The sequence below is a fragment of the Enterobacter cloacae complex sp. EB5 genome (assembly GCF_031432835.1).
Lineage (GTDB): Bacteria > Pseudomonadota > Gammaproteobacteria > Enterobacterales > Enterobacteriaceae > Enterobacter > Enterobacter hormaechei_C.
The window spans coordinates 1,392,442-1,414,989 of record NZ_CP133860.1 but is presented as its reverse complement, the minus strand read 5'-3'; the positions used below and the strand labels follow the sequence as shown (position 1 = coordinate 1,414,989).

General features: G+C 53.0%; 17 protein-coding genes, 1 tRNA gene and 1 pseudogene. 13 read left to right on the top strand and 6 right to left on the bottom strand.

The annotated features are described in order from the left end of the window. Window positions 1-63: 63 nt before the first annotated feature. The 5 genes from RHN82_RS06770 to RHN82_RS06750 all read left to right on the top strand — a co-directional run bounded on the left by RHN82_RS06770 (window position 64) and on the right by RHN82_RS06750 (window position 6,880). On the top strand, window positions 64-516 hold the full coding sequence (locus tag RHN82_RS06770; RefSeq protein WP_047052587.1) for a YhcH/YjgK/YiaL family protein: 453 nt from the start codon (window positions 64-66) through the stop codon (window positions 514-516). Between the two features lie 242 nt (window positions 517-758). Continuing rightward, complete coding sequence (yagE, locus tag RHN82_RS06765) at window positions 759-1,667, top strand: 2-keto-3-deoxygluconate aldolase (RefSeq protein ID WP_047052586.1); 909 nt, start codon at window positions 759-761, stop codon at window positions 1,665-1,667. 14 nt (window positions 1,668-1,681) lie between these two features. Beyond that, entirely contained in the window at window positions 1,682-3,649 is a 1,968-nt protein-coding gene (yagF, locus tag RHN82_RS06760) for a xylonate dehydratase YagF (RefSeq protein ID WP_047052585.1), read from the top strand. Window positions 3,650-3,875: 226 nt separating this feature from the next. Beyond that, window positions 3,876-5,258, top strand: a complete 1,383-nt coding sequence (locus RHN82_RS06755) for an MFS transporter (protein ID WP_047052584.1) — start codon at window positions 3,876-3,878, stop codon at window positions 5,256-5,258. A gap of 11 nt (window positions 5,259-5,269) precedes the next feature. Next, the gene (locus RHN82_RS06750) at window positions 5,270-6,880 is read left to right on the top strand and encodes a glycoside hydrolase family 43 protein (RefSeq protein WP_047052583.1); all 1,611 of its coding nucleotides are present in this window, start codon (window positions 5,270-5,272) and stop codon (window positions 6,878-6,880) included. Here the strand turns inward: RHN82_RS06750 and xynR are convergent. The 3 genes from xynR to argL all read right to left on the bottom strand — a co-directional run bounded on the left by xynR (window position 6,865) and on the right by argL (window position 8,882). Continuing rightward, window positions 6,865-7,626, bottom strand: a complete 762-nt coding sequence (xynR, locus tag RHN82_RS06745; RefSeq protein ID WP_047052582.1) for a DNA-binding transcriptional repressor XynR — start codon at window positions 7,624-7,626, stop codon at window positions 6,865-6,867. The genes RHN82_RS06750 and xynR overlap by 16 nt on opposite strands. Window positions 7,627-7,812: 186 nt before the next feature. Further along, on the bottom strand, window positions 7,813-8,817 hold the full coding sequence (gene argF, locus RHN82_RS06740) for an ornithine carbamoyltransferase (protein ID WP_047052581.1): 1,005 nt from the start codon (window positions 8,815-8,817) through the stop codon (window positions 7,813-7,815). Continuing rightward, complete coding sequence (argL, locus tag RHN82_RS06735; RefSeq protein WP_218058351.1) at window positions 8,787-8,882, bottom strand: putative translational regulatory protein ArgL; 96 nt, start codon at window positions 8,880-8,882, stop codon at window positions 8,787-8,789. The genes argF and argL overlap by 31 nt, the downstream gene beginning before the upstream one ends. A 99-nt stretch (window positions 8,883-8,981) precedes the next feature. Between argL and rraB the strand changes: the two genes are divergently transcribed. The 7 genes and pseudogenes from rraB to RHN82_RS06700 all read left to right on the top strand — a co-directional run bounded on the left by rraB (window position 8,982) and on the right by RHN82_RS06700 (window position 18,397). Then, complete coding sequence (gene rraB, locus RHN82_RS06730) at window positions 8,982-9,407, top strand: ribonuclease E inhibitor RraB (protein ID WP_047052580.1); 426 nt, start codon at window positions 8,982-8,984, stop codon at window positions 9,405-9,407. Between the two features lie 47 nt (window positions 9,408-9,454). Beyond that, the gene (miaE, locus tag RHN82_RS06725) at window positions 9,455-10,213 is read left to right on the top strand and encodes a tRNA isopentenyl-2-thiomethyl-A-37 hydroxylase MiaE (RefSeq protein ID WP_047052579.1); all 759 of its coding nucleotides are present in this window, start codon (window positions 9,455-9,457) and stop codon (window positions 10,211-10,213) included. A 30-nt stretch (window positions 10,214-10,243) separates the two neighbouring features. Then, window positions 10,244-10,966, top strand: a complete 723-nt coding sequence (locus tag RHN82_RS06720) for a hypothetical protein (protein WP_047052578.1) — start codon at window positions 10,244-10,246, stop codon at window positions 10,964-10,966. 106 nt (window positions 10,967-11,072) lie between these two features. Then, window positions 11,073-11,157, top strand: a tRNA-Leu gene (locus tag RHN82_RS06715). A gap of 266 nt (window positions 11,158-11,423) precedes the next feature. Further along, window positions 11,424-13,784 (top strand): class I SAM-dependent DNA methyltransferase, encoded by a 2,361-nt coding sequence (locus RHN82_RS06710; RefSeq protein WP_047052577.1) that lies wholly within the window; start codon window positions 11,424-11,426, stop codon window positions 13,782-13,784. After that, entirely contained in the window at window positions 13,784-15,151 is a 1,368-nt protein-coding gene (locus RHN82_RS06705; RefSeq protein ID WP_047052576.1) for a restriction endonuclease subunit S, read from the top strand. Before RHN82_RS06710 ends, RHN82_RS06705 begins: the two co-directional genes overlap by 1 nt. After that, window positions 15,148-18,397: pseudogene (locus RHN82_RS06700) on the top strand (type I restriction endonuclease subunit R). The gene RHN82_RS06705 and the pseudogene RHN82_RS06700 overlap by 4 nt, the downstream one beginning before the upstream one ends. A gap of 220 nt (window positions 18,398-18,617) precedes the next feature. On the opposite strand, the gene RHN82_RS06695 reads toward RHN82_RS06700, so the two are convergent. Then, window positions 18,618-20,129 carry a hypothetical protein gene (locus RHN82_RS06695; RefSeq protein WP_047052574.1) on the bottom strand — a complete coding sequence of 504 codons (1,512 nt, stop codon included), beginning with the start codon at window positions 20,127-20,129 and terminating at the stop codon, window positions 18,618-18,620. A gap of 212 nt (window positions 20,130-20,341) precedes the next feature. Here RHN82_RS06695 and RHN82_RS06690 point away from each other — a divergent pair, with 212 nt between their 5' ends. Beyond that, window positions 20,342-20,800: a hypothetical protein gene (locus RHN82_RS06690; RefSeq protein WP_224213920.1), complete on the top strand. Its 459-nt coding sequence runs from the start codon at window positions 20,342-20,344 to the stop codon at window positions 20,798-20,800. 67 nt (window positions 20,801-20,867) lie between these two features. Here RHN82_RS06690 and RHN82_RS06685 read toward each other — a convergent pair whose 3' ends face one another. Together RHN82_RS06685 and RHN82_RS06680 are read right to left on the bottom strand one after the other, a co-directional pair. Continuing rightward, on the bottom strand, window positions 20,868-21,560 hold the full coding sequence (locus RHN82_RS06685; protein WP_224213921.1) for a winged helix-turn-helix domain-containing protein: 693 nt from the start codon (window positions 21,558-21,560) through the stop codon (window positions 20,868-20,870). 25 nt (window positions 21,561-21,585) lie between these two features. Next, entirely contained in the window at window positions 21,586-22,458 is an 873-nt protein-coding gene (locus RHN82_RS06680; protein ID WP_047052572.1) for a phosphorothioated DNA-binding restriction endonuclease, read from the bottom strand. Window positions 22,459-22,548: the final 90 nt, after the last annotated feature.

The following is a 22,548-nucleotide window of genomic DNA, read 5'->3' as shown; positions in this document are numbered from 1 at the left end:
GGAAGAGGCAATTCTCGTATAAAACATGAAAATGAAACAATGTTTTAATCTGAGGGTCGTATCATGATTATTGGCAATATTCATCATCTCCAGTCCTGGCTGCCAGAAGAGCTGCGCCAGGCCATTGAGCACGTTAAGGCGCACGTCAGCGACGCGACGCCGACCGGCAAGCACGACATCAACGGCAACAGCCTGTTTTATCTGGTTTCGGAGGACATGACCCAGCCGTTCGCCGAGCGTCGCGCTGAATACCATGCACGCTATCTGGATATTCAGATTGTGCTGAAGGGTCAGGAAGGGATGACCTTCAGCACCCTGCCGCACGGTACGCCGGACACTGACTGGCTGGCGGAAAAAGACATCGCGTTCCTGCCGGAAGGCGAGCAGGAGAAAACCGTGGTGCTGAGCGAAGGAGATTTTGTGGTGTTCTGGCCGGGCGAAGTGCATAAGCCGCTGTGCGCGGTGGGTGCGCCGGCGCAGGTGCGTAAGGTTGTGGTGAAGATGCTGGTAGAGTAACCCTTACCCCTCACCCTAACCCTCTCCCACGGGGAGAGGGAACTTTTACACCCTCTCCCCGTGGGAGAGGGCCGGGGTGAGGGCACCAGACCGCACCCACGCATAATGTGATCCAGCTTAAATTTCCCGCACTCCCTCCTCATCTCCCATTTACCTGCGCTTTTTCTGCGTCATAGTATGATCGTTAAATTAATGAACGCTGTTCTATAATATAGAACAAAATGATTCAGCAAGGAGATCACATGCCGCAGTCCGCGTTGTTCACGGGTATCATTCCCCCTGTCTCCACCATTTTTACCGCCGATGGCCAGCTTGATAAGTCGGGCACCGCCGCGCTGATCGACGATCTGATCAAAGCAGGCGTCGACGGCCTGTTCTTCCTGGGCAGCGGCGGCGAGTTCTCCCAGCTCAGCGGCGAAGAGCGTAAAACCATTGCCCGGTTTGCGATCGATCATGTCGATCGTCGTGTGCCGGTGCTGATCGGCACCGGCGGCACCAACGCCCGGGAAACCATTGAACTGAGCCAGCACGCGCAGGGGGCGGGGGCGGACGGCATCGTGGTGATCAACCCCTACTACTGGAAAGTGTCGGAAGCAAACCTGATCCGCTATTTCGAACAGGTGGCCGACAGCGTCACGCTGCCGGTGATGCTCTATAACTTCCCGGCGCTGACCGGGCAGGATCTGACCCCGGCGCTGGTGAAAACCCTCGCCGACTCGCGCAGCAACATCGTCGGCATCAAAGACACCATCGATTCCGTCGCCCACCTGCGCAGCATGATCCATACCGTCAAAGCCGCACATCCGCACTTCACCGTGCTCTGCGGCTATGACGATCATCTGTTTAATACCCTGCTGCTCGGCGGCGACGGGGCAATCTCGGCCAGCGGCAACTTTGCCCCGCAGGTGTCGGTGAATCTTCTGAAAGCCTGGCGCGACGGGCACGTGGCGAAAGCGGCTGAGTATCATCAGACCCTGCTGCAAATCCCGCAGATGTATCAGCTGGATACGCCGTTTGTGAACGTCATTAAAGAGGCGATCGTGCTCTGCGGTCGTCCGATTTCTACGCACGTCCTGCCGCCAGCCTCGCCGCTGGACGAGCAGCGTAAGGCGCAGCTGAAAACCCTGTTACAACAGCTCAAGCTCTGCTGAGCCGGACGATAACGATGACCATTGAGAAAATTTTTACCCCACAGGACGACGCGTTTTATGCGGTGATCACCCACGCGGCGGGGCCGCAGGGCGCGCTGCCGCTGACTCCGCAGATGCTGATGGAATCCCCCAGCGGCAACCTGTTCGGTATGACGCAGAACGCCGGGATGGGCTGGGATGCCAACAAACTCACCGGCAAAGAGGTGCTGATCATCGGCACCCAGGGCGGCATCCGCGCCGGAGACGGGCGCCCGGTCGCGCTGGGCTACCACACCGGGCACTGGGAGATCGGCATGCAGATGCAGGCGGCGGCGAAGGAGATCACCCGCAACGGCGGGATCCCGTTCGCCGCCTTCGTCAGCGATCCGTGCGACGGTCGCTCGCAGGGCACGCACGGTATGTTCGACTCCCTGCCGTACCGCAACGACGCGGCGATCGTGTTTCGCCGTCTGATCCGCTCTCTCCCGACGCGGCGGGCGGTGATCGGCGTGGCGACCTGTGATAAAGGGCTGCCCGCCACCATGATTGCGCTGGCTTCCATGCACGATCTGCCGACCATTCTGGTGCCGGGCGGGGCGACGCTGCCGCCTACCGTGGGGGAAGACGCGGGCAAGGTGCAGACCATCGGCGCGCGCTTCGCCAACCATGAACTCTCCTTGCAGGAGGCCGCTGAGCTGGGCTGTCGCGCCTGCGCCTCGCCGGGCGGCGGGTGTCAGTTCCTCGGTACGGCGGGCACCTCGCAGGTAGTGGCGGAGGCGCTGGGTCTGGCGCTGCCGCACTCCGCGCTGGCCCCTTCCGGGCAGGCGGTGTGGCTGGAGATCGCCCGCCAGTCGGCACGCGCGGTCAGTGAACTGGATAACCGCGGCATCACCACGCGCGATATCCTCACCGATAAAGCCATCGAAAACGCGATGGTGATCCACGCGGCGTTCGGCGGCTCCACTAATTTACTGCTGCACATTCCGGCCATCGCCCACGCGGCGGGCTGCACGATCCCGGACGTTGAACACTGGACGCGCGTCAACCGCAGGGTGCCGCGCCTGGTGAGCGTGCTGCCCAACGGCCCGGACTACCACCCGACCGTGCGCGCCTTCCTCGCGGGCGGCGTGCCGGAGGTGATGCTCCACCTGCGCGATCTCGGCCTGCTGCATCTGGATGCCATGACCGTCACCGGCCAGACGGTGGGCGAGAACCTCGACTGGTGGCAGACGTCCGAACGCCGTAAGCGCTTCCGCCAGTGCCTGCGTGAGCAGGACGGCGTGGAGCCGGATGACGTGATCCTGCCGCCGGAGAAGGCAAAAGCGAAAGGGCTGACCTCGACGGTCTGCTTCCCGACGGGCAACATCGCGCCGGAAGGATCGGTGATCAAGGCCACGGCGATCGACCCGTCGGTAGTGGGTGAAGATGGCGTTTACCGCCACACCGGCCGGGTGCGGGTGTTTGTTTCGGAGGCGCAGGCGATCAGGGCCATCAAGCGGGAAGAGATTCAGCAGGGCGATATCATGGTGGTGATCGGCGGCGGGCCGTCCGGCACCGGCATGGAGGAGACCTACCAGCTTACCTCCGCGCTGAAGCATATCTCGTGGGGCAAAACGGTGTCGCTCATCACCGATGCGCGCTTCTCGGGCGTGTCGACGGGGGCCTGCTTCGGCCACGTATCGCCGGAGGCGCTGGCGGGCGGGCCGATTGGCAAGCTGCGCGACAACGACATCATTGAGATTGCCGTAGACCGCCTGACTCTGACCGGTAGCGTGAACTTTATCGGCACCGCGGACAACCCGCTGACGCCGGAAGAGGGGGCGCGCGAGCTGGCGCGGCGGCAGACGCACCCGGACCTGCACGCTCACGACTTTTTGCCGGACGATACCCGGCTGTGGGCGGCATTACAGTCCGTGAGTGGCGGCACCTGGAAAGGCTGTATTTATGACACCGATAAAATCATTGAGGTAATTAACGCCGGTAAAAAAGCGCTCGGCCTTTAATTATTTTTTGAGAGAAAACTGTCTACGGAAAATATTCCGCGGGCGGTTTTTGCTTGTCTTTAATTTGCTAATTTAAACAATGAGTTGAGATATATCGTTGGCGTCACAAAAGCGAAATAACGTAATTCAGAAATAAGATATGACCATTGCTGATTAATTGAACAGCTCATTACACTCCATTAACACGATGTTGTAATTCAGCACACTATATAAGGGTGTAATTCTGATGACGCAATTAACCATGAAAGACAAAATTGGCTACGGGCTGGGTGATACCGCCTGCGGCTTCGTCTGGCAGGCCACGATGTTCCTGCTGGCCTATTTCTACACCGACGTGTTCGGTCTCTCCGCAGGCATAATGGGGACGCTGTTTTTAGTTTCCCGCGTGCTCGACGCCGTGACCGATCCGCTGATGGGGCTGCTGGTTGACCGCACCCGCACGCGGCACGGCCAGTTCCGCCCGTTCCTGCTGTGGGGCGCCATCCCGTTTGGCATCGTCTGCATGCTAACCTTCTACACGCCGGACTTCTCCGCGCAGGGCAAAATCATCTACGCCTGCGTGACATATATTCTGCTGACTCTGGTCTACACCTTCGTTAACGTCCCGTACTGCGCCATGCCGGGGGTGATCACCGCCGACCCGAAAGAGCGTCATGCCCTTCAGTCCTGGCGTTTCTTCCTCGCCGCCGCGGGGTCGCTCGCCATCAGCGGCATCGCGCTGCCGCTGGTGAGCATCATCGGCAAAGGGAACGAGCAGGTGGGCTATTTCGGCGCCATGTGCGTGCTGGGGTTGACCGGCGTGGTCCTGCTTTATGTCTGCTTCTTCACCACCAAAGAGCGCTACACCTTTGAAGTGCAGCCTGGCTCGTCGGTGGCGAAAGATCTTAAGCTACTGCTGGGCAACGGCCAGTGGCGGATCATGTGCGCCTTCAAGATGATGGCGACCTGCTCTAACGTGGTGCGCGGCGGGGCGACGCTCTACTTCGTGAAATACGTGATGGATCACCCGGAAATGGCGACCCAGTTTTTACTTTACGGCAGCCTCGCCACCATGTTCGGCTCGCTCTGCTCGTCTCGTCTGCTGGGCCGCTTCGACCGCGTCACCGCCTTTAAGTGGATCATCGTCGCTTACTCGCTCATCAGCCTGCTGATTTTCGTCACGCCAGCAGAGCATATTGCCCTGATTTTCGCCCTCAACATCCTGTTCCTGTTCGTCTTTAACACCACCACGCCGCTACAGTGGCTGATGGCCTCTGACGTGGTGGATTACGAGGAGAGCCGCAGTGGTCGCCGCCTTGACGGGCTGGTGTTCTCCACCTACCTGTTCAGCCTGAAGATTGGCCTGGCGATTGGTGGGGCGGTGGTGGGCTGGATCCTGGCCTGGGTGAACTACTCCGCCAGCAGTAGCGTGCAGCCGGTCGAGGTGCTGACCACCATCAAAATTCTGTTCTGCGTGGTGCCGGTGGTGCTCTACGCGGGCATGTTCATCATGCTGTCGTTCTACAAGCTCACCGACGCCCGCGTGGAGGCCATCAGCCAGCAGCTGATCAAGCACCGCGCGGCGCAGGGCGAGGCCATTCCCGACGCCGCGACAGCCGCATCCCATTAACCGGAGGCAACATGGAAATTACTAACCCAATCCTGACCGGCTTCAACCCGGACCCGTCCCTGTGCCGCCAGGGCGAGGACTACTACATCGCCACCTCGACCTTCGAGTGGTTCCCGGGCGTGCGCATCTATCACTCCCGCGATCTGAAAAACTGGTCGCTGGTCAGCACCCCGCTGGACCGCGTGTCGATGCTGGACATGAAGGGCAACCCGGACTCCGGCGGCATCTGGGCGCCGTGCCTGAGCTACGCCGACGGCAAATTCTGGCTGCTCTACACCGACGTGAAGATTGTCGATTCGCCGTGGAAAAATGGCCGCAACTTCCTCGTCACCGCGCCGTCCATTGAGGGGCCATGGAGCGAGCCGATCCCGATGGGCAACGGCGGGTTCGATCCGTCCCTGTTCCACGACGACGATGGCCGCAAATACTACCTCTACCGCCCGTGGGGGCCGCGCCACCACAGCAACCCGTATAACACTATCGTGATGCAGGCGTTTGACCCGCAGACCGGCACCCTCTCGCCCGAGCGCAAAACGCTGTTTACCGGCACGCCGCTCTGCTACACCGAAGGGGCGCACCTGTATCGCCACGCGGGATGGTACTACCTGATGGTTGCCGAAGGCGGCACCAGCTACGAGCACGCCGTCGTGGTGCTGCGCGCAAAAACCATCGACGGGCCGTACGAGCTGCACCCGGACGTGACGATGATGACCAGCTGGCACCTGCCGGAGAACCCGCTGCAAAAGAGCGGCCACGGCTCGCTGCTGCAAACCCACACCGGGGAGTGGTATATGGCCTACCTTACCAGCCGCCCGCTGCGCCTGCCCGGCGTGCCGCTGCTGGCCTCCGGCGGACGCGGCTACTGCCCGCTGGGGCGCGAGACCGGCATCGCCCGCATTGAATGGCGCGACGGCTGGCCGTACGTGGAGGGCGGCAAGCACGCGCAGCTGACCGTGAAAGGCCCACAGATGGCGGAGCAGCCCGCCGCCGCTCAGGGCAGCTGGCGGGATGATTTCGACGCCAGTTCGCTTGACCCTGAATTGCAGACCCTGCGCATTCCGTTCGACGACATCCTCGGCTCGCTCACCGCCCGTCCCGGCTATTTACGGTTGTACGGCAACGACTCGCTCAACTCGACCTTTACCCAGTCGACCGTGGCGCGCCGGTGGCAGCATTTCACCTTCCGGGCCGAGACGCGGATGCAGTTCTCGCCGGTCCACTTCCAGCAGAGCGCGGGGCTGACCTGCTACTACAACAGCAAAAACTGGAGCTACTGCTTTGTGGATTACGAGGAGGGGCAGGGCAGAACGATTAAGGTGATCCAGCTTGACCACAACGTGCCGTCATGGCCGCTGCACGAGCAGCCGATTCCGGTGCCGGAACAGGCCGAGAGCGTCTGGCTGCGGGTGGATGTGGATAGGCTGGTCTACCGCTACAGCTACTCGTTCGACGGCGAGACGTGGCACACCGTGCCGGTAACGTATGAGGCGTGGAAGCTGTCGGACGACTACATCGGCGGGCGCGGCTTCTTCACCGGCGCGTTTGTGGGGCTGCACTGCGAGGACATCAGCGGCGACGGCTGCCACGCGGACTTCGACTACTTCACCTACGAGCCGGTATAGCCCAGCGCGCGTGAGAGCTGGAGCCCGGCCTGCTGAAGCTGCTCGCGGAAATTAGCCAGCTCGGCGTCGTCCACGCGGGAGGTGAGCGTCGACAGGCTCAGGGCGGCAATCACGCGGGATTCGTGGTTCCACACCGGCACCGCCACGCAGCGCACGCCCTGCTCGTTCTCTTCGCTATCCAGGGCGTAACCCTGCTCGCGGGTCTGCGCCAGGGCGCTCATTAAGGTTTCACGAGAGGCGAGGGTAGCGGGCGTAAAGGCGGTGTACTGATAGCCCTCCAGCAGGGCGTTCAGCTCGGCCTCGCCCAGCCAGGCAATCAACACCTTGCCGATGGCGGTGGCGTGAACCGGCAGGCGGCGGCCAATGCGTGAATAGGCGATGGCAGCGAGCTTGCCTTCAATCTTCTCGATATAGACCCCTTCACGACCGTCCAGGATCCCCAGATGGGTGGTCTGTCCGGTCCGCTGTGACAGCTCAGTCAGCCAGCCTTTCGCCTTCTGGCGAATATCCATCGAGCCCACGACAAAATGCCCGCGCTCGACCAGCTTCATGCCGAGGCGATACTTACCGTTTTCCGGGTTCTGATCGATATAGCCGTGAAGCTGGAGTGTTTTCAGCAGCGAGTGGAGGGTACTCTTGCTCAGCCCCATCAGTTTGCTGATGTCGGTGATCTTAAGCTCGGTGGCCTGCTCGTTGAACAGGTCGAGGATCTGCAACGCACGTTCAACAGACTGAATAATCGGCATAATGCTGGCATGTCCACGCTGGAATGAAGGCGAAAACGTACCTTTTTCGGGGTGAAAAATCAATGAAATGGAGCCGGTTTGCCCGGCGGCGCTTCGCTTGCACGGGCCTACGGGACTTGTAGGCCGGGTAAGCGCAGCGCCACCCGGCAAGAAGAGCGCACCGAATCAATAACGTGGGAGAGGGGATCACTCCCCAAGCGTCGCCACCATCACCGCCTTAATCGTATGCATCCGGTTTTCCGCCTGGTCGAACACGATGCTCGCCGCCGACTCAAACACCTCGTCCGTCACTTCCATTCCGCCGTGCAGGTCGAACTCTTTCGCCATCTGCTTGCCGAGCGTGGTCTGGTCGTCATGGAACGCTGGCAGACAGTGCAGGAACTTCACGTCCGGGTTGCCGGTGAGCGCCATCATCTGCGCGTTCACCTGATACCCGCGCAGCAGCGCGATACGCTCCGCCCACTTCTCTTTGGCTTCGCCCATCGATACCCACACGTCTGTATAGATAAAATCCGCGCCCTTCACGCCCGCCGCCACGTCTTCCGTCAGGGTGATCTTCCCGCCGTGCTTCTCCGCCAGCGCGCTGCACTCTGCCACCAGGCTCTCTTCCGGCCAGCAGGCCTTCGGAGCCACCAGGCGCAGATCCAGCCCCGTCAGCGCCGCCGCTTCCAGCATCGAGTTGCCCATGTTGTTGCGTGCGTCGCCCGCGTAGACCAGCGTCATCTCGTTAAACGCCTTGCCCGGCAGGTGCTCCTGCATGGTCAGCAGGTCCGCCAGCAGCTGCGTCGGGTGGAACTCGTTAGTCAGCCCGTTCCATACTGGCACGCCCGCATACTGCGCCAGCGTTTCGACGACTTCCTGGCCGTGCCCGCGATACTGAATGCCGTCGTACATCCGCCCGAGCACGCGCGCGGTGTCCTTAATTGACTCTTTATGCCCAATCTGGCTGCCGCTCGGCCCTAAATAGGTGACGCGCGCGCCCTGGTCAAATGCGGCAACTTCGAAAGAGCAACGTGTACGGGTCGAGTCTTTTTCGAAGATGAGCGCGATGTTTTTACCGGTAAGCTTTTGTACTTCCTTGCCCTTTTTTTTATCGGCTTTGAGCTGTGCGGCAAGCGTCAGCAGAGAGGTGAACTGTGCAGGGGTAAAGTCGAGCAATTTCAGAAAGTGTTTCTTATACAAATCGGCCATTTTATCCTCGCATGGCAAACGCCACTTATTGAATTAAAATTCACTTTATATGTGTAATTATTCATTTGCAACCCCGTTTCACAAATCTTTCCAACAAAGGTGGAGGCAAACCCGTCCGTGTGTGAAAATAGAAGTATCTGCCGCACTTTAAAGAGGATTGACCCATGGCAAACCCGGAATTACTGGAAGAGCAACGCGAAGAGACGCGTCTGATTATTGAAGAACTGCTGGAAGACGGTAGCGATCCGGACGCGCTGTACACTATCGAGCACCATTTCTCTGCGGACGACTTTGAAGCGCTGGAAAAAATGGCCGTGGAAGCCTTCAAGCTGGGTTACGAAGTGACCGAGCCCGAAGAGCTGGAAGTGGAAGAGGGCGACACCGTCATCTGCTGCGACATCCTGAGCGAAGGCGCGCTGAAGGCGGAGCTGATCGACGCGCAGGTCGAACAGCTGATGAACCTGGCCGAGAAGTTTGAAGTGGAATACGACGGCTGGGGAACTTACTTCGAAGATCCGAACGGTGAAGACGGCGAAGAAGGCGACGACGAAAATTACATCGACGAAGACGACGACGGCGTGCGTCACTAAGCGTTTCAGGCGGTGGCGCGCGCCACCGCTTTTTTCAAGGCAGAACCATGGATTACCCGCAGATACTCGCCCCCGTACTCAACTTCCTCCAGTGCCCGACCCCGCAAGCATGGATTGATAAAGCCCGCGACCCGGCGAACCTGCCGCTGCTGCTCACCGACCACATGGTGTGCGAGCTCAAGGCCGCCCAGACCGCGCTGCTGCTGGTGCGTAAATACGTCGCCGACGAAAGCGGTGCCGACGCGCTGCTCGACTGGCTCAAACCCTACGAACAGTTCACCTTTCGCGACGGCCCGGAGCCGGACTTCATCGCCCTGCACAGGCAGATTGGCAAAAGCGTGATGCCCAAAACCGACGACCCGTGGGGCCAGGCGCTCATCGACAGCATGGTGCTGCTGATTAAAGAGGAGCTACACCATTTCTGGCAGGTGCGCGAGGCGATGCTGGCCCGTGATATTCCGTACGTCAAAATCACCGCCAGCCGCTACGCCAGAGGGATGCTGAAGGAAGTGCGCACCCACGAACCGCTGACGCTGATCGACAAGCTCATCTGCGGGGCCTACATCGAAGCCCGCTCCTGCGAACGCTTCGCCGCGCTGGCCCCGTTCCTCGACGATGACTTACAGAAGTTCTATCTCTCGCTGCTGCGCTCGGAAGCGCGCCATTATCAGGACTACCTGACGCTGGCCCGGCAGGTGAGCGACGACGATATCTCACCGCGCATACAGCTTTTTGGCGAAATTGAAGCCACACTTATCTCGACACCGGACCACGAGTTTCGCTTCCACAGCGGCGTGCCGGTGTAAACCGGCATAACGCAAGGATAAGGATGCGAGATGAAAAAAACGTGGATCAGTACGGTCGTTGTTATTGTCGCGGTCGCCGCCGTGGCGTTCTGGGTGTTCTTTGACAGGCAACGCGCTCCGGAAGCGCAGATTGATACCACTCTTAACGCGATGCCTGCCTGGCAGGTAATTAAGGAGCAGGAGCCCGCGCTCCATCAGCGCATTCTCGATCAGATGGCCGCTCTGCAAAAAGCGGGCGAGCCGGAGCAGCAGATTATCGACACCATCCAGCCGCAGATCCTGCACTTGCAGATGTCGCGCCTGCAAAACGCCCCGGACGCCAACGTGGTGAACTACATGACCATCAATATGGAGCAGACCGCCGCCATCCAGAAGGTGAGCGACGACGCCTGCTTCCGCTTCCTCTACCCGATGGTGAAGGGCGGCATCAACCCGATGCGCATGCTGGATAAAGATCTGATGGCGCGGCGCATGCAGGCCGACGCGGACATGATGCGCGCGGCCTACGGCAAAAACCGCCACACCGTGACCCCGGCCGAACGCGAGGCGGCTGTCGAGGATGTGCGGCCGATTATGAAGGCGCTTGCCGATAAGTACGGCGAGGACATCCAGCTGCTGCAGATGCCGGAGAAGGCGGCGGGCAAAGAGAAGCTCTCTTGCGATATGGTGCAGGAGATGTGGGCGAAGGTGCTGGCGCTGCCGGAGCAGAAGGCGGCGAGGGTGATTCGGCTGGCGGTGTCTGAGCTGGACTGACGAAGGGCGCTGGTTTTTTGGGCACTTAGCGCGGGTTTAGCGCGTCGTCGCTTGCATGGCGGCGCGCGACAGGTATAATCCACAACGTTTCCGCATCCCCTTCAGTGCCGAAGTGGCGAAATCGGTAGACGCAGTTGATTCAAAATCAACCGTAGAAATACGTGCCGGTTCGAGTCCGGCCTTCGGCACCAAAAGATGCAAATCAAAGTCGCTTAAAGGCGGCTTTTTTTGTGTCTGAAATTCCCTATCCACCCAATTATGTTCCTTCATGAATAGCAAGCAGAATCCACATTACTCACTCTGCTGATAATCAGTTATTCAATATCATTGTTCATTTCTTTGCCCTGTATCGTTTGCGATAGCCTTTATAGCGGGTATGATTTTGCGCACTGGATTCCAAAAATGAATATTTGCCTGTGCACATTTGCATTATGGCTGCGATCTCCCCGAGGGCTTCATGACTAACACTAACTTTTCTCAAACGGCTGCGTTTATCTGGTCGGTGGCTGATTTGCTGCGCGGTGATTTTAAACAGTCTCAATACGGGCGCGTGATCCTTCCCTTTACGCTGCTGCGCCGCCTTGAATGTGTGTTGGCGGAGACCAAAGACGCGGTTGTGGCGAAATATGATGAATTAAAAATGAGCCCACTGCCGGAAGATGCCAAAGAGAAGTTTCTGCTGCGCGCCAGCGGGCTCTCCTTCTTCAACACCTCGAAGATGGATCTGGGCAAGATGGGGCAAAACGACATCAAAGCCAACCTTGAAAGCTACGTACAGGCGTTCTCCCCGGACGCGCGTGAAATCTTCGAACACTTCAAATTCAGCGAGTTTGTCGGCCTGCTGGAAGACGCCAATCTGCTGTTCAAAGTGGTGAAGAAATTCGCCACCACCGATTTGAGCCCGAAGGCGATTTCCAACTATGAAATGGGCCTGGTGTTTGAAGAACTTATCCGCCGTTTCGCGGAAAGCTCTAACGAGACCGCCGGTGAGCACTTCACCCCGCGCGATATTGTGCGTCTGACCACCTCGCTGGTGTTTATGGAAGATGATGAAGCCCTGACGCAGCCCGGTATCATCCGCACCATTTATGACCCGACGGCCGGAACCGGCGGTTTCCTCTCTTCAGGCATGGAATATGTGCACGAACTGAACCCTAACGCGGTGATGCGTGCTTTTGGCCAGGAGCTGAACCCGGAATCCTACGCTATCTGTAAAGCCGACATGCTGATCAAAGGTCAGGACGTCAGCCGTATTAAGCTGGGTAACACCCTCTCTAACGACCAGCTGCCACAGGACCAGTTCGACTATATGCTCTCTAACCCACCGTTTGGCGTGGACTGGAAGAAGATTGAGGGCGAGATTAACGACGAACATACGCAGAAAGGTTTTAACGGTCGCTTTGGCCCGGGCCTGCCGCGTGTATCCGACGGCTCGCTGCTGTTCCTGATGCACCTGATCAGCAAAATGCGCGACAACCACAATGTGGATGGCACCGTGAGCAACGGCGGGCGTATCGGGATTATCCTTAACGGTTCGCCACTGTTTACCGGTGGTGCGGGCAGCGGTGAGAGCGAAATCCGTCGCTATATTCTGGAAGCCGATTTGCTGGAAGGCATTGTCGCGCTGCCAACGGACATGTTCTACAACACCGGCATTGCCACCTACGTCTGGATCCTCTCCAACAAGAAAGCGCCTGAGCGTAAAGGTAAAGTACAGCTGATTGATGGCACCAACCTGTGCGGAAAAATGCGTAAATCGCTGGGGTCCAAGCGCAACCTGATGGGCGAAGATGATATCAAACTGATCACCCAGACCTTCGGTGATTTTAAAGTGGTAGATGCCACAACTCTGGAAGAGCTTGGTCTGGAAAAAGTTGCCGAGCAAAAATCCAGCCGTGGTCGTCAGCCAGCCACCGCCAAAACCGAAGCGCCGAAAACCTTCGCCAGTAAAATCTTTAACAGTACCGACTTTGGCTATCGTCGCCTGACCATTGAACGTCCGCTGCGGTTATCCGCTCAGGTGACAGATGAAGCGATTGCGGCTCTGCGCTTTGCACCGAAGCCGTTTAACGCGCCGATGGAACGTCTGTATGAAGAGTTCGCAGCCCAATGGCAGGAAGATAGCTATGGTGATTTCTCCGAACTGGAAGCCGAAGCACGCGCCATTATCAAAGCTGAATTTGCCGAGTTGAAAGAGAAGCAGATTAAAGACCTGCTCGACAGCAAGCTGTGGCTGGCTCAGCGCGCCTTGATGGAAAAAGCGCAGCAGATTCAGACGGCTCTGGGTTCGCAGGCGGGTGGCAAGACGCTGGTAAGCAATGACTTTAACCAGTTCCAACTGACCCTGAAAGGGGCCATCAAAAACGCTGGCGTGAAGCTGGATGCGAAAGAGAACAAGCAGTTTATCGATGCAATCACCACGAAAAACCCGGATGCCGAGCCGGTGGTGAAGAAGGTGCTGAAAGAAGCCGCTCAGCCGCTGTATGGTGCATTTGAATACAAAGGCAAAGTGGTTGAGTTCGAACAGGACGGCGAGCTGCGCGATAACGAAAACGTGCCGCTGAACCCGGCGGTATCCTCCAGCGACCTGATTGAAAACTATTTCGAGTCTGAAGTACTACCGCACGTGAATGACGCGTGGATCAACGCCGATAAGCGCGATGCGAAAGATTGTGAGGTGGGGATTGTTGGTTACGAGATTCCGTTTAACCGCCATTTCTATGTCTATCAGCCGCCGCGCCCGCTGGAAGAGATTGATGCCGATCTGGATGCGGTCAGCGCTGAGATTATGAAGCTGCTGCAGGAGGTACATTCCTGATGGCTAAGTATAAGGCGTATCCGGAGTATAAGGATTCAGGGGTTGAATGGCTTGGGGAGGTTCCGAATCACTGGAAAACTGTATCCATATCTAGATTGTTTTCCAGGATTAAGCGTACCGGATATACAGAGAAAGAATTGCTTTCCGTATATCGAGATTATGGTGTTATACCAAAATCAAGCAGAGATGATAACAATAATAAGCCTTCAGAGGATTTGTCACCCTATCAATTGGTTGAGCCAAATGATTTGGTTATGAATAAGATGAAAGCCTGGCAAGGTTCAATCGCAATTTCAGAGTATGAAGGAATAGTTAGTCCGGCATATTTTGTCTATAAACCCAACAATGTCCTTTTTGAACTGGCATACCCAAGGTATGTGCATTATTTACTCCGTAACCCGATTTACGTTACTCAATATCTGAGCCGCTCCAAGGGGATACGCGTCAATCAATGGGATCTAGATCCTGATGAGTTTAGAAATATTGAGCTGCTGCTTCCTGACAAGACTGAGCAGGAAAAAATATACAGTTTCCTCGATCACGAAACCGCAAAAATCGACAACCTGATCGAGAAGCAACAGCAACTGATTGAACTACTGAAAGAAAAACGCCAAGCAGTGATTAGTCATGCCGTTACCAAAGGACTAAACCCTGATGTGCCGATGAAAGATTCTGGTGTTGAGTGGTTAGGGGAAGTGCCGGATCATTGGGAACTCGTACCACTTAAATACTTGTGCAATTTTAGTGGGGGTGGGACTCCGACAAAAGATAACTTATCTTATTGGCAAGGGGGGACTGTTCCATGGGTTTCTCCGAAAGATATGAAGTCTTTTTGGATTTCAGAAACTCAAGATTATGTTACACCAAAAGCAGTAAGTGAATCTTCAACAAACTATATTGAAGAAGGTTCATTGCTCATGGTAGTTCGTTCTGGAATTCTTCAGCGAAATATTCCTGTGGCTATAAATATCGTAAAGGTTACGATGAATCAGGATATGAAAGCGTTAAGATTTAATGAAAGAATGAAGGCTCATTATGCCGCGTATTTTATCAACGGGAATATCAATTCTTTGTTGTTAGAATGGACAAAAGAAGGGGCTACTGTCGAAAGCATTGAGCATGAGTATCTTGCAAATGGATTGATCCCTGTTCCACCGATAGATGAGCAACATTCGATAATTAAGAGCATCTCAGGCCAAATGATACGCTTTGAGTTATTGGAAGAAAAAGCATTAACAGGTATCCGACTTCTCCAGGAACGCCGCACCGCCCTGATCTCCGCCGCCGTCACCGGTAAAATCGACGTCCGCGATTGGGTTGCCCCCGACACACAGGATCTCGAGGAGCCACAGGAGGCCATCGCATGAGCATGGACAGCACCAAAGAGCTGATTTTCCAGAATGAAATGATTGCTCAGATGGAAGCCAAAGGCTGGATTTGTGGCAAAACCGACGGCTACGATCGCGAACGCGCGCTGTACTCGCAGGATGCACTGACCTTTGTGCAGACCACACAGCCGCAGGAGTGGGAGAAGTTTGCCAAAATTTATCCTACCGATACCGAGCGTCATTTCCTCGATGCGCTGGTGGCGCAGCTGAAAAAAGCGGATATCAATGCCACCGATGTTTTGTCTCGCACCTACGGTACGCTCGGCGTGCTGCGTCATGGTATCAAAAGCCATAACGCGCGTTTTTCCCTGTGCCAGTTTAAACCGGAACATAACCTCAACCCGGAAACCCTGACGCGCTACAAACAGAATATCTGCCGCATTGTGCCGGAGCTGGTTTACAGCCCGCATGCGTCGATCGCCGCATTTGAAGAAACGGGCGTGAAGGCGAAGAAATGGCGCATCGACCTGGTGTTGTTCGTTAATGGCCTGCCGATAGCGACCCTGGAACTGAAGTCTGAATTTAAGCAGACGGTGCAAAACGCCATCACGCAATATAAGAAAACGCGTTTGCCGAAGGACCCAGGCACTAATAAACCCGAGCCGCTACTGACCTTTAAACGCGGCGCGCTGGTGCACTTTGCCGTCAGCCAGTACGAAGTGTTTATGGCGACCAAACTTGAGGGTGATAAAACCTTCTTCCTGCCGTTTAACAAAGGCACCCATGACGGCGGCGCGGGGAATGACATCCCAGAAGATGCCAACGACTACGCCACCAGCTACCTGTGGAACGAGGTGCTGCTGCCGGACAACCTGCTGAAAATTCTCGCCAGTTTTGTGCATCTGCAAATCGTCGAAAAAGAAGATGCCATTGGCCTGAAGTACAAAAGCGAGAGCCTGATTTTCCCGCGCTATCACCAGTGGGACGTGGTGAACAAACTGATCACCGCTGCCACGGTGGAGGGGGACCGGCAATAAATATCTGATCCAGCACAGCGCGGGGTCGGGCAAATCGAACTCTATCGCATGGACGGCCCACCAACTTTCCCGACTGTACGATGAAAATGGCGAGAAGCAGTTTCACTCGGTGATTGTGGTGACGGATCGCACCGTGCTGGACGATCAGCTGCAGGACACCATCTATCAGTTTGAGCATCAGGATGGCGTGGTCGGGCGTATCAATAACAAAGAAGGCGACGGTTCTAAATCAGAAAAGCTGGCCAGCGCGCTGGAAAACTCGCAGCCGATCATTATCGTCACCATCCAGACCTTCCCGTTTGTCCTGAAGGCGATTGAAAATAGCGTCAGCCTGAAGCAGCGAAGATACGCGGTGATTGCCGATGAAGCGCACTCCTCGCAGAGCGGTTCTACGGCGCGCCAGCTGAAAGAAGTGCTGATGACCGAAGAAGTGGATGACGATGAGGAGATTTCTTCAGAAGATATTCTGGATGCTACCGTCGCGGCGCGTAAAGGCAGCAGCAATCTCAACTATTACGCCTTCACCGCCACGCCGAAGGCCAAAACGCTGGAGCTGTTTGGCCGTCGTCCTAACCCGCAGGAACCGGCATCGAAAACGAACAAACCGGAAGCGTTCCACGTTTACTCCATGCGTCAGGCCATCGAAGAAGGCTTTATTCTTGATGTGCTGAAGAACTACACCAACTACAAAGTGGCGTACAAGCTGCTGCAAAAGCTGAACGATCCTGATCGGGAAGTGGACAGCAAGAAAGCGAAGATCAAACTGAACCAGTGGGTGTCGCTGCACGATCATAACGTGTCGCAGAAAGTGAAGGTGATTGTTGAGCACTTCCGCAAGCATGTTATGCATTTACTGGCCGGCCAGGCAAAAGCGATGGTGGTGACCAGTTCGCGTAAAGCAGCGGTGCGCTACAAGCTGGCATTTGATAAATACATTGCCGAGCATAAGTACGACAAGATTAGCGCAATGGTGGCGTTCTCCGGGGAAGTGGAATTCCATAAAGATGACCACAACAGCCTTGCGCTGCTCAACCAGAAATTCACTGAGATCAATATGAATCCAGGCCTGAAAGGCCGGGATATGCGTACAGCGTTTGATACTGACGACTACCAGGTGATGCTGGTGGCCAACAAATTCCAGACCGGTTTTGATCAGCCTAAGCTCTGTGCCATGTATGTGGATAAAAAGCTGGGCGGCGTGGAATGCGTACAGACGCTTTCGCGCCTGAACCGTACCTATCCTGGGAAGGCACAGTCCGGCACGTTTGTGCTCGATTTCTACAACGAACCTGACGAGATTTTGGGGGCTTTCCAGCCGTACTACCAGACAGCAGAGCTGATGGATGTCAGCGATCCGCAGTTAGTCTTTGAGCTTTATGAAAAGCTGCGTACCAGCGGTATTTTCCTGTGGAACGAAGTGGAGCAGTTCTGTGAGGCGTTCTTCAGCAAAAACAAATCCAACGCGGCCATTAGCAATATCTGCAAACCTGCGGTAGAGCGCTGGAAGCATCGTTACACCTCAGCGATTGATGCCTATGTGCTGGCCAAAGAGATGTTTGAACGCACTAAGAAGACCGGCGATGTTGTGCTGATCACCAATGCGGAAAACACCTTTAAGGACTGCGAGAAAGAAAAAAGTAAGCTGGATATTTTCAAGAAAGATCTCGGCAGTTTTGTCCGCTTTTACGAGTTTATGTCGCAAATCGTAGATTATGACGACAAGAACCTTGAAAAGCTGAGTCTCTTCGCCCGTCATTTGCGTCCGTTACTGCATGAACAGCGTATTGAAGAAGATGAGATTGATTTAAGTAATGTGGAGATGAGCCATTATCGCCTGTCAAAACTCCACGAACAGCACCTGAAGCTGCAAGAGGATGCTGAAGAATACAAAATCAAACCGGGTAATGATGTCGGAACGGCGAAACCAAAGGACAAGAAAGAGGAGTTTCTTTCAAATATCCTGGCTCGTCTGAACGAGCTTTTTGTCACCGATAATCTGACCGATAAAGACATGATCAATTATGCCTTTGCGGTGCGCGACAAGCTGTCAGAAAACCAGGCGGTGATGACCCAGATCGCGAACAATACGCGCGAACAGGCGATGTTGGGGGATTTCCCGAAGGCGATTGATGACGCTGTTATGGACAGCAATGAAGCCCAGCAGGAGATGATGGTGCAATATCTCTCTAATCCTGAACTGGCGAAGGGCTTTGCCCGCGTGGTGTTTGATATGTTGAAAGGGGCATAAGGTTTCACTATCAGCCATAATAAGGGATGTTTTGTCAGACGTAAAAAATGACATTTCATCCCGCAACTTAAAATTCACTTTTGCTTTGAAAATCAATTATTACTTTATTTTTAATTTAATTCATATGACTGATTTTCTATAAATGGCCTTTTTTACAGGCCATTTATTGTTATAAAAAACTTGCATTTTGATGATTTTTTACATTCTATACCTTGCGTTCTCAGTAATTAAAGTAATCATAGTCAGGAACCCAAGTGTAATTTCTTAGTTGATCTTTGTCATAGTCAACGAAAAAATGACATTGGTCACAATTGCGAATGCTTAATACAGGAGACTCAAATATTTCGCCGTCTTTTTTTCTCATAGTGGCAGTTAGTGTCATTGCTCCTGCTTTTTTTTGAGCTCGAAGCCAGACTTTTTGAAGCACTTCATTCCCTTTAATTCTTTCATTGCCGTCGAAAATAATCTCTGTATTTTCTGCTGGTTTGAACATAAATGTTGTTATCCAGTAACCTCGGTCTTGTAGTTGAAAAAATTGCGTTAATTTTAAAAGGCGATCAAGAGTTAAAGATTCTTCTTTTACAATGGAATCTATAAGTGCATTATTTTCAAATAATTTATCGGGCTCTCTGAAAGGAAATGTTATATCACCGAAGGAAAAGGATAATACAGGCTTTTTATTAAGGAAAGAAGATAATTCGATCCTTAAATTATCATTCATTTTCTCTGATATGTAATTTGATAAGAACTCTTTATTATTATCATCCAACCCTTTCTTTATTCTTGCTAGAATCAATTCTCTATAGTCACTTGCGAATGTTTCTTTTTTTGTTATTTTTAATTCCGAGATTAAATTGTTGATTGATTTATTATCCATGCCATTTTCAATTAAAAAAACACCTAATTGAATTCTATTGCTAATATCTTTAAATTCAGTTATATTTCTTTCGGCAAATTTTATGGCTAACTCTTTATTAAAGTTTTTGACATTTTCAAATGCTTTCATTTGAAAATCCTCATGCATTTGAGGACTATTATCATTAATTACTGCTAATGCCCAAGGGAACAATGCGCGATCTTTACTTAGGTAATTTATTACATCTATTTTTTTACTATCACTAAATTCTTTGTTATCCAATATACTTGCAATTTTTTTTTCGATGTCATCTTCGTAATATCTACCATAGAGTCCTCTGCTTATAGTTATTAAGCGTAAGGCATCCCTATAATTTTGTTCATCCGTTTCGGGGTTTAAAATTAATGACATCAGACGCAGTCTTTCCTCTGTGTTCAAATTAATATTATTTATCGGACCTGAGTTGACTTTTTCTCTTTCATATTTCAATGTTAAGGAATCGAGCAAGGCCTCAGTTCGCAAATCATTGAGAACTCGGCTTCCCCCACTTTCTGGGCTATCGAAGCGTAACCAATGATGCACAGTGTTTATATAATAATCTGTAATTTCCTTGTTAACGCTCTTATAACCTATAAACCCTGCAATACCTATGAATATAGCAAAAAAACTAGAGCCATAGATTAACCAGAGTCGTGTCTTTTCTAGGATTGACATCGTCTTATCTATTGCGCTTTCTGTTATTTCTACTTTCGCATTTTCTATCTTGTCTCTTATTTGTTGCATTAGATTTAAATTTTCATCACGAAGCTTTTCAAGCTCCATCTTATGTTTAATAGCATCTCGCTCAGCTAAGATTATTGTAAGATCTCTTTCCATAAGAACCTCATTGGTTTATATAACATTAATATTGCTAAAAGTATAATATTTAACCTAATGCTATATCAATATATTTTTGCGATTTATGAAGTGAAAGTGCTCAGCTATTTGAGTTTATATTGATTGTAATTTTTTCTGTAAACTAATAATCCTAATGAATTATATAGTTAATTACTTCAGAGTGGCAGAACACTTGTACAAGGATCCTGTGTTTGTTTTGTTTCCTTAAACACTTTTCTCCGAGTTTACTCAACAGCCCTTCCCTTGAAAATTATCTATTACAAACGATGGAGCATCGTTCTCATTCATGGGGGCTAAGCTATGAAAATACTTTCAAAAGTCCTGAAGTGGTGTGCACTCTCGGTCGCCACAGTCTTTATCCTCGGATGGCTGTTTGTCTGGCTCGTGGCATCGGTTTGGATGAAACGACAAATTACACTGAAAATGGCTTTTTGCATTACCACACGCTGACTGGCAAGGATATTGAAAACGCCCCGCGTGTAACGGACGATTACTATTTCGAGGCGCATCCCGGTGATGGTTATGCCCCTTCAAATAGCAAGGAGATACCGGTGCTGCACCATTGCGTACGTATCTCGAAACGGTGGGATACACGAAGGAAAAGCGTCGCCTCGGCGAAAAGGAAATCTGGTCAAAACCCGATCAGGTAAACGGGGACATTTTCTATCTGTACTTTAACGCCGCTACGGGTGAAGTTGAGCTGACCAAAGTGATGAATTACTGAGTTAACTTGCTCTGTGCCGATTCATTTTCTTTTTGTGCTTTGGTCATCAAGACCTTCAATTCCTCAATAGTAAGTGAGGGTTTTTGCCTGTGGATCATTGCATGGCAATTGGGACAGACAGGGCGAAGATCATTTACAGGATCGAGTTTGTAGCGCTCTCCAATCTCAGAGAGAGGGGTGATATGGTGGACGTGGATATAGTCCTTGCCGGTTTCACCATATGTTTTCTCAAAGTCCATATTGCACACGGTGCAATGGCAGCCGTAGTGGTCTATACATTTGTCTCTTGCTGTTTTGCTCCGTTCGTACTTGTTAACTTTGATCTGTTTTACGGCCCCTTCATAAAAGGTTTCCGGGACATCATCTGGATAATCGATATCTAACTTGGAAGAAAGCGATTCTGCTTTTTTGATGCCCTCATGAGTGAGTTTCCAGATGCCAAGGCCTGATTCTCTGGCATTATGAAGATACCTGTAATCAACAAGCTTTTTTCGCGCCCATTGGACCATGTTGTTCCATTGGGGACGGTTGCTATCATCAGGAAGCAATATGCTCATTTCTTCATCGGTAAGGCCGAACTCCCTCCCCAATGGTTCATAACATGAGGAAGAACTAACTTCTCCCCCTCGGTTATAAATATTCAAAAGTAAGGGGATTTCAATTTCTTTATAACTCGGGAATGCCATGTTTAACACCATCAAAATGAAAAAGTTACTTTCTGAAAATTTCGCGTATATGCCACTCTATATAACTATCCTGCGGATAATTTTCTTTCTGTAGTGGGAGGTGAATTTGAGCTCCTGCGAAGTCCCAAAAGAATCTGGATACAACGCTATTACCATTTACAGCGGAAGATATTTGAACGCGCATGTTTTCATCCACTCCAAGAGAGCCTTTATCAAAGGCTTTATGATGGATTGAGCAGAGAGCTAAGCCATTCGCGATCTCACATGGCCCTCCAAATTGCTTCCATTTGATATGAGCGGCTTCAAGTGCGACAGAGGTATTATCATGCCGCATATTGAAACCGCAAACGGCGCACTGATAGTTATAGGCTCGCAGTACTTGCTGTCGAAATAAGGGATCGCGCTGTTTGCGAATTTGCAGGAGGTCGAATCCCAACTCGTCGGCGAGTTCTTCCTGGATGCTTTCGGTAAAGTGTGCTTCGAGGATTTGCTGAGCTATAGAGTTAATCAGATTCTTACTGTTTATCAAACGAGTGTAATGCGGCTCGTCAAAACCGCCTGCAACATGATTTTCAACCAGCTCTCCCGCAGGAGGTTGTTTGCTGGTACCTGATGTGGAACAGCGCTCAGCATTTTGTAGTTCCCAAAAGCCATCACCTTGTAAACGCCAGAACGGCATATCAGGACGGTACTGTGCACGCTGTGGTCCAAAACGTTCCAGCAGGCTGTGCAGCTGATCGCGTACTTCCGTACCGTAATCAAACAATCGCGCATGCCCATGCTGATAGTTCGCCAGCACGTACAGAAGCAATAAAGGCTTGTGCGGCGCACGCTGTTCGCCTTTGCGCCAGATGGTGATGTCGGCAATTGCCTGTTCGAGAGTTTTACTGGAAGCCATCGCGTTACGGAAGAAGGTAAATAATTGCGATGATGCTCGCAAAACCCAGACCAATCAACCCGCAATCAATAAAACATGACTTTACCGCAC

Bases quoted from the DNA above. Each gene is read 5' to 3' on its own strand.
- RHN82_RS06770 (WP_047052587.1), top strand. From the start codon at position 64: ATGATTATTGGCAATATTCATCATCTCCAGTCCTGGCTGCCAGAAGAG.
- yagE (WP_047052586.1), top strand. From the start codon at position 759: ATGCCGCAGTCCGCGTTGTTCACGGGTATCATTCCCCCTGTCTCCACC.
- yagF (WP_047052585.1), top strand. From the start codon at position 1,682: ATGACCATTGAGAAAATTTTTACCCCACAGGACGACGCGTTTTATGCG.
- RHN82_RS06755 (WP_047052584.1), top strand. From the start codon at position 3,876: ATGACGCAATTAACCATGAAAGACAAAATTGGCTACGGGCTGGGTGAT.
- RHN82_RS06750 (WP_047052583.1), top strand. From the start codon at position 5,270: ATGGAAATTACTAACCCAATCCTGACCGGCTTCAACCCGGACCCGTCC.
- xynR (WP_047052582.1), bottom strand. From the start codon at position 7,626: ATGCCGATTATTCAGTCTGTTGAACGTGCGTTGCAGATCCTCGACCTG.
- argF (WP_047052581.1), bottom strand. From the start codon at position 8,817: ATGGCCGATTTGTATAAGAAACACTTTCTGAAATTGCTCGACTTTACC.
- argL (WP_218058351.1), bottom strand. From the start codon at position 8,882: ATGAATAATTACACATATAAAGTGAATTTTAATTCAATAAGTGGCGTT.
- rraB (WP_047052580.1), top strand. From the start codon at position 8,982: ATGGCAAACCCGGAATTACTGGAAGAGCAACGCGAAGAGACGCGTCTG.
- miaE (WP_047052579.1), top strand. From the start codon at position 9,455: ATGGATTACCCGCAGATACTCGCCCCCGTACTCAACTTCCTCCAGTGC.
- RHN82_RS06720 (WP_047052578.1), top strand. From the start codon at position 10,244: ATGAAAAAAACGTGGATCAGTACGGTCGTTGTTATTGTCGCGGTCGCC.
- RHN82_RS06710 (WP_047052577.1), top strand. From the start codon at position 11,424: ATGACTAACACTAACTTTTCTCAAACGGCTGCGTTTATCTGGTCGGTG.
- RHN82_RS06705 (WP_047052576.1), top strand. From the start codon at position 13,784: ATGGCTAAGTATAAGGCGTATCCGGAGTATAAGGATTCAGGGGTTGAA.
- RHN82_RS06695 (WP_047052574.1), bottom strand. From the start codon at position 20,129: ATGGAAAGAGATCTTACAATAATCTTAGCTGAGCGAGATGCTATTAAA.
- RHN82_RS06685 (WP_224213921.1), bottom strand. From the start codon at position 21,560: ATGGCATTCCCGAGTTATAAAGAAATTGAAATCCCCTTACTTTTGAAT.
- RHN82_RS06680 (WP_047052572.1), bottom strand. From the start codon at position 22,458: ATGGCTTCCAGTAAAACTCTCGAACAGGCAATTGCCGACATCACCATC.